Below are 11,655 nucleotides of genomic sequence, written 5' to 3' on the forward strand. Positions count from 1 at the left end.
GCGAGGCCGCAGTATACGCGCCGGCTAGTCGGCGGCGTGGCGGTAGCGGCCGGGCGCTTCGCCGTGGCACTGGCGGAAGGCGCGGCTGAACGCCGCCGGCGACTCGTAGCCCACTTCCAGCGCCACGGCGTTGAGGCTCATCGTCGAGGAGCGCAGCAGGGTGCGGGCCTTGTCCATGCGCAGCCGGGTGAGCATGGCGCCGGGCGTGGTGCCGGCGAGGGCGGCGAAGCTGCGGGCGAAAGTGGCGCGCGACTGGTTGGCCAGCGCGGCCAGCTCGCTCACGCTCCACGGCCGCGCGAGGTCTTCCAGCATGGCCTGCCAGGCCCTGGCCAGGCGCTTGTCGGTCAGCAGCGCCAGTGCGCCCTGTAGCCCCGAATGCCGATCCAGATGGGCGCGCAGGATCAGCGTGAAGAGCACGCCGGAGAGGCTGTCGATCACCGTGCGCGAGCCCTGGCGGTCGGCATCGGCCTCCTGGCGCAGCAGGACCACCAGGGCGCCCAGGCTGGAGTCGGGCTGCAGGTCCAGCAGCAGCATCTCGGGCAGGGCGGCGAACAGCGGCGAGGCCGGGGCGTAATGGAAGTGGCCGCAGAGCATGTCCAGTCCGTCCGCGCCGCGACCGATGCGCACCCGGGGCAGCGCACCGTGGCGATCCTGGCGGGGCTTGCCCGGTCTGCCCTCGCCCTGGCTCAGCAGGTGGGGCGAGCCGTGCGGCAACAGCAGCAGCTGGCCGGCGCGCAGCGCGGTGCTGCGGCCATCGGGCAACTGCAGGCGGCATTCGCCGGCCGAGACGATGTGATAGGCGGCCTCGCCCTCCGGCAACTGCGGATGGTCCAGGCGCCAGCTGCCGTGCAACTGGCAGCGCAGGTCCAGGGTGCCCTGCACGTCAGCCAGGGCGATGAGTCTGTCGAGCGGGGTCATTGAGCGTCCGGGGCAAAGAAACGAGCGTAACGGACACGAGCGGCGGGCGGAAAGCCGGGAGACTGCAGACGTCGGCCCCCGAGGCCCCATAACCCGAGGAGAAACGCCATGCTGTTCAACTGGTCCGAATACGTCCCCGCCGTGAAGAAAGCCTTCGGCGCCCTGGGCAAGTCCCATCCGAAGATGCTCGCCGCCTACCAGGCGCTGAACGATGCCGCCAGCGCCGATGACGCCCTGGATGCCAAGACCCGCGAGCTCATTTCGCTGGCCGTGGCCATCACCACCCGCTGCGACGGCTGCATCGGCGTGCATGCCGAGGCCGCCCGCAAGGCAGGCGCCAGCGAGAAGGAAGTGGCCCAGGCGCTGGCCACGGCGATCGCCCTCAACAGCGGCGCCGCCTACGTCTACTCGCTGCGCGCGCTGGAGGCCTTCGAGCAGACCGCGTGACGGACGCGATTCACCTCGCAGTTCGCCGCGCAGACGCTCGAAGCGGCGGGTCGGCTCGACTATAGTGCTGGGCCTTCCCCCGCCACTCTTCCGAGAGTCTGCCATGACGTACAAAGGACTGTTTTTGGCCGCGGCGCTCGCTCTGCTGAGCGCCTGCGATTCTTCCACGCCCGATACCCCCGCCCCGCGCCCCGCCGAGCCGGCCGCCCAGCAACAGGCCGACGCGCCCAAGCCGGCGCTGGACAAGGCCGCGCTGAGCAAGCGCTACGCCGGCCGCGAGCTGACCGTGGCCGACGCCTCGGAAACCCAGCTGGACGGCGCCAGCACCCTGTCGGTGAGCTTCAGCGTACCGCTGGACCCGGAGCAGGACTTCGCCGCCAAGCTGCACCTGGTGGACAAGAAGACGGGCAAGGTCGACGGCGCCTGGGAGCTGTCCGACAACCTGATGGAGCTGCGCCTGCGCCACCTGGAGCCGCAGCGCAGCCTGGTGCTCTCGGTGGACCGCGGTCTGCGTGCGATCAACGGCAGCGAACTGGCCGCCGAGTACAGCGCCACCCTCGATACCCGCGACCTGCAACCCACCGTCGGCTTCGCCAGCCGTGGCTCGCTGCTGCCGACCCGCCTGGCCGAGGGCCTGCCGGTGATCGCGCTGAACGTCGACAAGGTCAACGTCGAGTTCTTCCGCATCAAGCAAGAGTCGCTGCCGAATTTCCTCGCCCAGTGGGGCCGCAGCTCCAACCTCGACACCTGGCAATCCCGCGAGCTCTTGCCGATGGCCGAGCTGGTCTACACCGGCCGCTTCGACCTCAACCCGGCGCGCAATACCCGCGAGACCCTGCTGCTGCCGATCGCCGGCCTCGAGCCGTTCAAGCAGCCCGGCGTTTACCTGGCGGTGATGCGCCAGGCCGGCACCTACAACTACTCGCAACCGGCGACCCTGTTCACCCTGAGCGACATCGGTCTCTCGGTACACCGCTACCGCGGCCGCCTCGACCTGTTCACCCAGGCGCTGGAGGGCGGCAAGGCGCTGTCCGGCGTGACCGTCGAACTGCTCGGCGACAAGGGCCAGGTGCTGGCCGAGGCCAAGACCGACGCCGAGGGCCATGCCGAGCTGCCGCTGGTGGACCGCGCCGCGCTGGTGATCGCCCGCCAGGACGAACAGACCAGCCTGCTCGACCTGTCCCGCCCCGCCCTGGACCTGGCCGAGTTCGACATCGCCGGCGCGGTGGCCAACCCGCTGCAGTTCTTCGTGTTCGGCCCGCGCGATCTGTATCGCCCGGGCGAGCTGGTGCTGCTCAACGCGTTGCTGCGTGATGCCGACGGCCGTGCGGTGAAGCCGCAGCCGGTCAACGTGGAGGTGCGTCGCCCGGACGAGCAGGTCAGCCGCAAGTTCGTCTGGGAGCCGGGCGACAACGGCCTGTACCAGTACAAGCTGCAGCTGGCCGGCGAGGCGCCGACCGGCCGCTGGCAGTTGCTGTTCGACTTCGGCGGCGGTCGCCAGCAGATCTATGAATTTCTCGTCGAGGACTTCCTCCCCGAGCGCCTGGCGCTGGAGCTGAAGGGCAGCGACACGCCCCTGGCGCCGAGCGACGAGGCGCGTTTCCGCGTCGAGGGCCGTTACCTCTACGGCGCGCCGGCCGCCGGCAATCGCCTGACCGGCCAGGTCTACGTGCGCCCGCTGCGCGAGGCCGTCGAGGCGCTGCCCGGCTACCAGTTCGGTTCGGTGACCGAGGAGGAGCTGAGCCAGGACATGGAGCTGGAGGAAACCAGCCTGGACGCCGATGGCAAAGCCACGGTCGGCGTGGAAAACCGCTGGGCCGAGGCCAAGTCGCCGCTGCAGCTGATCCTCCAGGCCAGCCTGCAGGAATCCGGCGGCCGTCCGATCACCCGTCGTCTGGTCCAGCCGGTATGGCCGGCCGAGCGCCTGCCGGGCCTGCGCGGCCTGTTCGACGGCGAGGAAGTGGACGCCGACAGCATGGCCGAATTCGAGGTGCTGCTGGCCGACCCGGCCGGCAACAAGCTGGCCAGCGACGAGCTGCGGGTGCGCCTGATCCGCGAGCGCCGCGACTACTACTGGAGCTTCTCGGAGAGCGAGGGCTGGAACTATCACTACAACGAGAAATTCCTCAACCTGGGTGAGGAAAGCATCAAGGTCGCCGCCGGCGGCACCGCCAAGATCGGCTTCCCGGTGGAGTGGGGCCCGTACCGCGTCGAAGTCACCGACCCCGGCACCGGCCTGACCAGCAGCCTGCGCTTCTGGGCCGGCTATTCCTGGCAGGACAATACCGAAGGCGGCGCGGTGCGCCCGGACCAGGTCAAGCTGGCGCTGGACAAGCCGGCCTATGCCGCCGGCGACACGGCCAAGGTCACCGTCACGCCGCCGGCCGGTGGCAGCGGCTACCTGATGGTCGAATCCAGCGACGGCCCACTGTGGTGGGAAGAGATCGAAGTGCCGGCCGAGGGCGCCAGCTTCGACGTTCCCCTGGCCGACGACTGGGCGCGGCATGACCTGTACGTGAGTGCGCTGGTCATTCGCCCCGGCGAGCGCAAGGCCGGGGCCACGCCCAAGCGCGCCGTGGGCCTGCTGCACCTGCCGTTCGACCGCGCGCCGCGCAAGCTGCAGGTCAACCTGACGGCGCCGGAGAAGATGCGCCCGCAGCAGCCGCTGAAGGTCAAGGTGCAGGCGAAGAACGCCGACGGCAGCGTGCCGCAGAAGGTCAATGTGCTGGTGGCGGCGGTGGACGTCGGCATCCTCAACATCACCGAATACAAGACGCCCGATCCGTTCGCCGAACTGTTCGGCCGCAAGGCCTACGGCGCCGACCAGCTCGACGTCTACGGCCAGCTGATCGAGGCGGGCCAGGGCCGGGTGGCCACGCTGGCCTTCGGTGGCGACGCGGCGCTGGCCAAGGGCGGCAAGCGTCCGGACACCAGTGTCACCATCGTCGCGCTGCAGAGCGTGCCGATCGAGCTGAACGCGCAGGGCGAGGGCGACGTCAGCCTCGACATTCCCGACTTCAACGGCGAGCTGCGCCTGATGGCCCAGGCCTGGACCGACGAGCAATACGGCATGGGCGAGGGCAAGACGGTGGTTGCCGCGCCGCTGGTGGCCGAGCTGTCGGCGCCGCGCTTCCTCGCCGGTGGCGACGAGACCAGCGTGGCCCTGGACCTGACCAACCTGTCCGGCGCCGCGCAGAAGCTCGACGTGCAGATCGAGGCCGAGGGCCAGCTGAGCCTGGCCGAGACGCCGTCCGGCTACACCGCGCCGCTGCAGCTCGACCAGGCCCAGCGCACCACCCTGCGCATTCCGGTGCGCGCCGCCGGCGGCTACGGGGCCGGGGTGATCCGCGTCAGGGTCAACGGCCTGAGCCTGCCGAACGAGAACCTGCCGGCGTTCAGCCGCGAGTGGCGCATCGGCGTGCGCTCGGCCTGGCCGGCGCAGCAGACCCGCCTGCGCAGCGTGCTGCAGGGCGACAGCTGGCCACTGCCGGCCGGCACCCTGGCGGCGTTCGAGCCGGCCGGGCGCGAGGCGCTGCTCAGCGTCTCCAGCCGTCCGCCACTGAACCTGGCCGAGCAGATCCAGGCGCTGAAGGCCTATCCCTACGGCTGCCTAGAGCAGACCACCAGCGGCCTGTACCCGTCGCTCTATGCCGACTCGGCCACGCTCGAGAAGCTGGGCCTGGAAGGCGAGCCGGAGGAGCAGCGTCGCCGCTCCATGGAGATCGGCATCGAACGCCTGCTCGGCATGCAGCGCTACAACGGCAGCTTCGGCCTGTGGGGTTCGGACGGCGAGGAGGAGTTCTGGCTGACCGCCTATGTCACCGACTTCCTCCTGCGCGCCCGCGAACAGGGCTTCGCCGTGCCGCCGGAGGCGCTGGAGAAGGCCAACGAGCGCCTGCTGCGCTACCTGCAGGATCGCCACCTGATCGACGTCGGCTACAGCGACAACCTCGACCACACCCGCTTCGCCGTGCAGGCCTATGCCGGCCTGGTGCTGTCGCGCAGCCAGCAGGCGCCGCTCGGCAGCCTGCGCGCGCTGTACGACCGCCGCGGCGACGCCAAGTCCGGCCTGCCGCTGGTGCAGCTGGCCGTGGCGCTGCAGAAGATGGGCGACAAGCCGCGCGCCGACGAGGCCCTGGCCCTGGGCCTGGGGCTCGGCCGTCAGCGGCGCGAGTGGCTGGCCGACTACGGCAGCCCGCTGCGCGACCAGGCGCTGATCTACGCCCTGCTGGAGGAGAACGGCCTGGCCGCCGCCCGCCGCGATGAGCTGCTGTTCAGCCTGGCCGAGGAGCGCTCCGTGCAGGAATACCTGTCGACCCAGGAGCGCAACGCCCTGTTCCTCGCCGGTCGCGGCCTGATCAAGACCCCGGAGAAGAACTGGAGCGCCACCCTCAGCAGCGGCGGCCAAACCCGCGAGCTGAGCAACGGCCAGCCGGCGATCAAGCTGGACGGTGCCCTGCTGAGCGAACCGCTGAGCCTGAGCAGCGGTTTCGAGGACAAGCTCTACCAGCAGCTGACCATCTCCGGCTACCCGACCCAGGCGCCGCAGCCGCGCAGCAACAACCTCAGCATCGAGCGCGGCTTCTATGGCCTGGACGGTCGCCCGCTGGACCTGAACGGCCTGGCCAGCGGCCAACTGGTGCTGGTGCACCTGGCGGTGCGCGCCGAGGAGCGGGTGCCGGACGCCCTGGTGGTGGACCTGCTGCCGGCCGGCCTGGAGCTGGAGAACCAGAACCTGGCGCAGAGCGCCGCCAGCCTGGACGACGCCAGCAGCGCGGTGAGGGAGTGGCAGAAGTCGATGCAGAACGCCGCCATCAAGCACCAGGAGTTCCGCGACGACCGCTTCGTCGCCGCCGTCGACATCAACGGCTACGACGCCACCCACCTGCTGTACCTGGCCCGCGCCGTCACCCCCGGTAGCTACCGCGTGCCGCCGCCGCAGGTCGAGTCGATGTATCGCCCGGCCTGGAATGCGGTGGGTGCGACACCGGCGAGGTTGGTGGTCAACGAGCGCTGATTGGCGTTTTCCCGGATTTCATCCGGGCTACAAGCCGTGGCCCGGGTGAAGTTGGGCGGGTTCGCGCATGAACCTCTAGGGAGCAACGGGCTGCCGTAGCCCGGATGAAATCCGGGGGCGTCCGCGCGCGAACCACCTCATAGCATCAGACATGGAGGTCTGGTCGTGGTGAGTTATCGACGCGCCAGAGTTGAAGGCGCCTGTTACTTCCTGACTCTCGCTTTGCGGAACCGATCACGGGATTGGCTGGTGCGTTACGCGGAGGAACTACGGAGATCGTTGCGGCGGACAATGCAGGAGCGACCATTCGACATGCCCGCAGCGGTTGTACTGCCCGAACACCTGCATCTGCTAATGATTCTGCCGGGTGGTGATGCCGATTATTCGTCGAGGGTTCGCCGCATGAAGTCGTTGTTTGTTGGCGAGCTGAAGGCTAACGGGGCTCCGCTCAGATTCAACGCCAGGCGAGAGGCAGATGTCTGGCAGCGGCGCTTCTGGGAGCACTTGATTCGCGATGAGGCGGATTTTGCTGCCCATGTGGACTACATCCATGCCAATCCGCTCAAGCACGGGTTGGTCGAGCGGGTAAGCGACTGGCCGTTGTCCAGCTTTCATCGTTATGTGCAGCGGGGGCTGTTGCCAGTCGATTGGGCTGGTGAGGGTGCAGCTTCCGTCAACAGGGCCGGAGAGTGAGGGCAGACCCGGATTTCATCCGGGCTACAGTCTGCGCGGATGGAGAGTGATGCAGTCGCAAACAAGTCGGCCATTTCTACAGAGCCGTCGATTGAAGTCACCCCTCGCCCACGTGTGGGAGAGGGGCGGGGGAGAGGGAAGGAGGTGAGAAGGCGCAATGGGTCGAGAAAACTACCCAAGCCCTCACCCAATCAACAAACTCAACGTCCACAATGCCAGCAGCAGTACGATCAGCCCCCAGATGATCGAGCCGCGGAGGAAGGCACGAACGGCGCCGACCAGTAACAGCAGACCGATGATCAGCACCAGGATGCTGACCCAGTTCGGGTCCATCCCCAGCGAACGGGACAGGCCGTCGATGAAGTTGGCGCCGGCCTGGCCGATCATGCGAAAGAAGCCGGTCAGGGCCTCGACCAGGACACGAATGAAGTTGCCCAGTATTTCGCCGAGCCGCTCGAAGAAGCTCTCAGTATCCATAGATCCTTCCTTATGCGCTGATCCTCCAGCTTGGGCTGCGCTTGGGCGAGCCGAGTTCCATCGGCGTGGTCCGCGTTCATGAAGGCGCCGTCGACGCTACGCGCGTTGCGCAGGCCCTGGTTGTGGGTGCCGTTGCTCCTGCTGGCGCTGCTCTGGGGCGCCGACCGGCTGTTCCCGCTGCCGCTGCCCGAGGACGGCCTGGCCCGGGTGGTGCTCGCCGAGGACGGCACGCCGCTGTGGCGCTTCGCCGATGCCGAGGGCGTGTGGCGCTATCCGGTGACGCCGGAAGAGGTGTCGCCCTATTACCTCGAGGCGCTGCTGACCTACGAGGACCGCTGGTTCCGTGCGCACCCCGGGGTCAATCCGCTGGCGCTGGTGCGCGCCGCCTGGCAGAACCTGGCCGGCGGGCGCGTGGTGTCCGGCGGCAGCACCCTGTCGATGCAAGTGGCACGCCTGCTCGATCCGCATCAGCGCAGCCTCGGCGGCAAGTTCAAGCAGCTGTGGCGCACCCTGCAGCTGGAGTGGCACCTGTCCAAGGACGAGATCCTCACGCTGTATCTCAATCGTGCGCCCTTCGGCGGCACCCTGCAGGGCGTGGCGGCGGCCAGCTGGGCCTACCTCGGCAAACCGCCCAGCCAGCTGACCCGCGCCGAGGCGGCGCTGCTCGCCGTGCTGCCCCAGGCGCCCAGCCGGCTGCGCCCGGATCGTCACCCGGAACGCGCCCAGGCCGCGCGGGACAAGGTGCTACAGCGCCTGGCCCGGTTCGAAGTGTGGACGCCCACCACCGTGGACGAGGCGCTGCAGGAGCCGGTGCTGCTGGCGCCGCGCCAGGAGCCGAGTCTGGCACCGCTGCTGGCGCGACGGCTGAACGTGGCGGGCAGCCCGCCGCTGATCCGCACCACCCTCGACGCCAGCCTGCAGCGGCGCCTGGAAGACCTGCTGCTGGGCTGGCGCGCGCGCCTGCCCGAGCGCACCTCGGCGGCCATCCTGGTGGTGGACGGCGAGAGCATGGCGGTGCGCGCCTACCTGGGTTCGCTGGACGTGGGCGACGAGCGCCGCTTCGGCCACGTCGACATGATCCGTGCCCAGCGCTCGCCCGGCTCGACCCTCAAACCCTTCCTCTACGGCCTGGCCATGGACGCCGGACTGATCCATTCCGAGTCGCTGCTGCAGGACGTGCCGCGGCGCTACGGCGACTACCGCCCGGGCAACTTCGCCGCCGGCTTCACCGGCCCGGTGTCGGCCAGCGAGGCCCTGGCCACCTCGCTCAACCTGCCCGCGGTGCAGCTGCTCGAGGCCTACGGGCCGAAGCGCTTCGCCGGCGAGCTGCGGGGTGCCGGCGTGCCGCTGGCACTGCCGGCCGGCGCCGAGCCGAACCTGGCGCTGATCCTCGGCGGCGCCGGCAGTCGCCTGGAGGAGCTGGTGGCCGGCTACAGCGCGTTCGCCCGCGGCGGCATGGCCGCGCGACCGCGCCTGCAGCCGCAGGACGCGCTGTACGAACGGCGCCTGCTCTCGCCGGGGGCGGCCTGGGTGGTGCGGCGCATTCTTTCCGGCCAGGCTCGGCCGGACCGCGATCCGCGGGCCGAGCTGGTGCAGCGCCCGGTGCTGGCCTGGAAGACCGGCACCAGCTACGGCTTTCGCGATGCCTGGGCCGTCGGCGTCGGCCCGCGGCACCTGATCGGGGTGTGGATCGGCCGGCCGGACGGCACCCCGGTGCCCGGCCAGTTCGGCCTGGCCTCGGCCGCGCCGCTGCTGCTGCAGGTGCACGATCTGCTGGTCAACCGCGACCTCCAGCGTGGCCTGGCGCCACCGGTGCAGGACGTGCCGGCGAGTGTCGGCGTGGCCGCCATCTGCTGGCCGCTGGGCCAGGAACTGGCGCGCGACGATCCCAATTGCCGGCGCCAGCGCTTCGCCTGGACCCTCGACGGCACCGTGCCGCCGACCCTGCAGGCCGCCGATCAGCCGCTCGGCCTCGGTCTGATCCAGCGCCTCTCGCTGGATGCCGACAACCTCCAGGTGGCGGCCCATTGCGCCGGCGCGCACGAGGTGCAGGTGGCGCTGTGGCCGGCGCCGCTGGAGCCCTGGCTGCCGCGACGCGAGCGGCGCAGCGCGCGACTGCCGGCGGCTTCCACCGAATGCCCGCCGACGCTGCCGCCGCCGGCCGCGCCGCTGTCGATCGTCGGCGTACGCGACGGCGACAGTCTGCGCCGCCCGGCCAACAGCGCCAGGCCCTTGCGCCTGGAGCTGTCGGCCCTGGGCGGCGGTGGCACGCGCTGGTGGTTCCTCGACGGCGAACCGATTGCCGAGAGCCAGCCGGGGGAGAGCATCGAGCAGAACTTGTCGGCGGCCGGCGTGCACCAGCTGAGCCTGCTGGATCAGTCCGGGGCGACGGCGCGGGTGGAGTTCCGCATCACCGAGTGAGGCGTCCGCGTCAGGCCGGGGCGGCCAGGGCCAGGCGGTCGCGGCCCTCGCTCTTGGCCCGGTAGAGCGCGTCGTCGACGCGCTTGAAGAACGCTTCGGGGCTGTCGTCGCGGGCCGGGTCGAAGCTGCCGACGCCCAGGCTGGCGGTGATCGGCAGGCGCCGGCCGTGCAGCTCGCAGCCGTCGCTGGCCAATTCCGCGCGGAAGCGTTCGGCCAGCGCGCTGGCTTCGTCCAGTGTGGCGCCGGGCATCAGCACGCCGAATTCCTCGCCGCCGAGACGCAGCAGGGCGTCGCTCTCGCGGCGGAACACCCGACGCATGCGCTCGGCGAAATCGCTCAGGCAGGCGTCGCCGCTGCTGTGGCCGTGCTCGTCGTTGATGCGCTTGAAAAAGTCGATGTCCAGCAGCACCAGCGACAGCGGCGTGCCCTGGCGCCGGGCGCTGGCGACCATGGACGGGAACAGGCCGTTGAACTGCAGACGGTTGCCCAGCTGGGTCAGGCTGTCGGTGCGGCTGAGCTGGTCGAAGCGCTCGCGCTGGTCGACCAGTTGCTGTTCCATGGCCAGGGTGGCGTGGTATTCGCGGTGGCTGCGGGTGAGCGCCAGCAGCAGGTAGCTCAGGTAGAAACCGAGGGTCACCGCCAGCGCCTCCTGGCTCGCCCACTGGCTGGCCAGGGCGACCAGCCCCGGGGCGTACAGTAGCAGGATGGCCGTCACGCAGCGGGCCTTGCGCATGGGGAAGTTGAACGCCATGGCGGTGCTGAAGGCCACGGTGCTGAGGGTGGCGATCATCCGCGACGGGGCGAATTCGGGGTGCAGCAACACCCAGGCGTGGGTCAGGCCCCAGCCCAGGCTGGTGGTGAGGATCAGTGCCCAGTGGCGGTCGATCCACTGGCGCAGGCAACCGTCGCTCTGCTGCGGTGGCAGGCGGTGCAGCCAGCGCAGGGCCAGCATGGCGGCGAAGAACAGGCTGCCCAGCGTGCCGAGCAGCGGCATGGCGGCGGGCGCGGCGGAGAAGCCCCAGGTCAGCAGCCAGGCCAGCAGGTAGTAGATGCCGCCGAGCCGGGTGCGGACGCGGGTGTCCTGGCTTTCCCGGAGAAGTGCGAAGGAGGCGTTGCGGGGGAATGACGAATCGGGGGCCATGTGCGGTGATCACAAATGCGGCATGTTGCCAGCATAGCGCCGCCCTCCGGCCGAGAAAAGCAAAGTGCCATCACCCGCGACGAATGAGCCAGACGCCCCCGATGATCAGCGCCAGGCCGGCGGCCTTGCCCGCGGTGAGGGGCGCCTCGCGAAAACCGGCCCAGCCGTTGTGGTCCAGCAGCAGCGCCATGCCCAGCTGCCCGGCCAATACCAGCACCATGAACAGCAGCGCGCCGATGCGCGGGCCGGCGAAGGCCGCGGTGGCGATGAAGAAGGCGCCGAGCAGGCCACCGCTCCAGTGCCACCAGGACAAGCCCTTGAGAGCGGCGAAGCCGCTGACCTCGCGCTGGGCCAGGACGATGATCAGCAGGGCCAGTGTGCCGACCAGGAACGACACCAGGGCGGCGGCCATGACGCTGGAGAGGTGTTTAGCCAGTTGGCCGTTGATGCCGGCCTGCAGCGGCATCACGGCGCCGGCGAGCAGGGGCAGGGCGAGTAGCCACCAGTTGGGCATGGCGGTCTCCTGAGGAAAAACGGGGCG

Annotated in this window: 8 protein-coding genes; 4 read left to right on the plus strand and 4 right to left on the minus strand. The window is 70.0% G+C overall.

Translation table 11 applies throughout. From position 1 onward, the window contains the following. Window positions 1-24: 24 nt before the first annotated feature. Complete coding sequence (locus NF616_RS15830; protein WP_252274257.1) at window positions 25-918, minus strand: cupin domain-containing protein; 894 nt, start codon at window positions 916-918, stop codon at window positions 25-27. 108 nt (window positions 919-1,026) lie between these two features. On the opposite strand from NF616_RS15830, the gene NF616_RS15835 reads away from it, so the two are divergent. The 3 genes from NF616_RS15835 (at window position 1,027) to NF616_RS15845 (ending at window position 7,075) form a co-directional block, all read left to right on the plus strand. Then, window positions 1,027-1,365 carry a carboxymuconolactone decarboxylase family protein gene (locus NF616_RS15835; protein ID WP_252274258.1) on the plus strand — a complete coding sequence of 113 codons (339 nt, stop codon included), beginning with the start codon at window positions 1,027-1,029 and terminating at the stop codon, window positions 1,363-1,365. A gap of 103 nt (window positions 1,366-1,468) precedes the next feature. After that, entirely contained in the window at window positions 1,469-6,382 is a 4,914-nt protein-coding gene (locus NF616_RS15840) for an alpha-2-macroglobulin family protein (RefSeq protein WP_252274259.1), read from the plus strand. A 165-nt stretch (window positions 6,383-6,547) separates the two neighbouring features. Next, complete coding sequence (locus NF616_RS15845; RefSeq protein ID WP_252274260.1) at window positions 6,548-7,075, plus strand: REP-associated tyrosine transposase; 528 nt, start codon at window positions 6,548-6,550, stop codon at window positions 7,073-7,075. 183 nt (window positions 7,076-7,258) lie between these two features. Here NF616_RS15845 and NF616_RS15850 read toward each other — a convergent pair whose 3' ends face one another. Then, window positions 7,259-7,552: a hypothetical protein gene (locus tag NF616_RS15850; RefSeq protein ID WP_252274261.1), complete on the minus strand. Its 294-nt coding sequence runs from the start codon at window positions 7,550-7,552 to the stop codon at window positions 7,259-7,261. A 78-nt stretch (window positions 7,553-7,630) separates the two neighbouring features. Here NF616_RS15850 and pbpC point away from each other — a divergent pair, with 78 nt between their 5' ends. Then, window positions 7,631-9,973: a peptidoglycan glycosyltransferase PbpC gene (gene pbpC / locus NF616_RS15855; RefSeq protein ID WP_252274262.1), complete on the plus strand. Its 2,343-nt coding sequence runs from the start codon at window positions 7,631-7,633 to the stop codon at window positions 9,971-9,973. Window positions 9,974-9,983: 10 nt separating this feature from the next. Here the strand turns inward: pbpC and NF616_RS15860 are convergent, their stop codons facing one another. Then, complete coding sequence (locus NF616_RS15860; RefSeq protein WP_252274263.1) at window positions 9,984-11,114, minus strand: GGDEF domain-containing protein; 1,131 nt, start codon at window positions 11,112-11,114, stop codon at window positions 9,984-9,986. A gap of 70 nt (window positions 11,115-11,184) precedes the next feature. Further along, on the minus strand, window positions 11,185-11,628 hold the full coding sequence (locus NF616_RS15865) for a DMT family transporter (RefSeq protein WP_252274264.1): 444 nt from the start codon (window positions 11,626-11,628) through the stop codon (window positions 11,185-11,187). Window positions 11,629-11,655: the final 27 nt, after the last annotated feature.

This window comes from Pseudomonas subflava, from assembly GCF_023823685.1.
Classification (GTDB): Bacteria; Pseudomonadota; Gammaproteobacteria; order Pseudomonadales; family Pseudomonadaceae; genus Aquipseudomonas; species Aquipseudomonas subflava.

What these genes read in the sequence shown, in the direction of transcription:
- NF616_RS15860 (WP_252274263.1), bottom strand. Translation starts at nt 11,114, where the DNA reads ATGGCCCCCGATTCGTCATTCCCCCGCAACGCCTCCTTCGCACTTCTC.
- NF616_RS15840 (WP_252274259.1), top strand. Translation starts at nt 1,469, where the DNA reads ATGACGTACAAAGGACTGTTTTTGGCCGCGGCGCTCGCTCTGCTGAGC.
- NF616_RS15835 (WP_252274258.1), top strand. Translation starts at nt 1,027, where the DNA reads ATGCTGTTCAACTGGTCCGAATACGTCCCCGCCGTGAAGAAAGCCTTC.
- NF616_RS15830 (WP_252274257.1), bottom strand. Translation starts at nt 918, where the DNA reads ATGACCCCGCTCGACAGACTCATCGCCCTGGCTGACGTGCAGGGCACC.
- NF616_RS15865 (WP_252274264.1), bottom strand. Translation starts at nt 11,628, where the DNA reads ATGCCCAACTGGTGGCTACTCGCCCTGCCCCTGCTCGCCGGCGCCGTG.
- pbpC (WP_252274262.1), top strand. Translation starts at nt 7,631, where the DNA reads ATGAAGGCGCCGTCGACGCTACGCGCGTTGCGCAGGCCCTGGTTGTGG.
- NF616_RS15850 (WP_252274261.1), bottom strand. Translation starts at nt 7,552, where the DNA reads ATGGATACTGAGAGCTTCTTCGAGCGGCTCGGCGAAATACTGGGCAAC.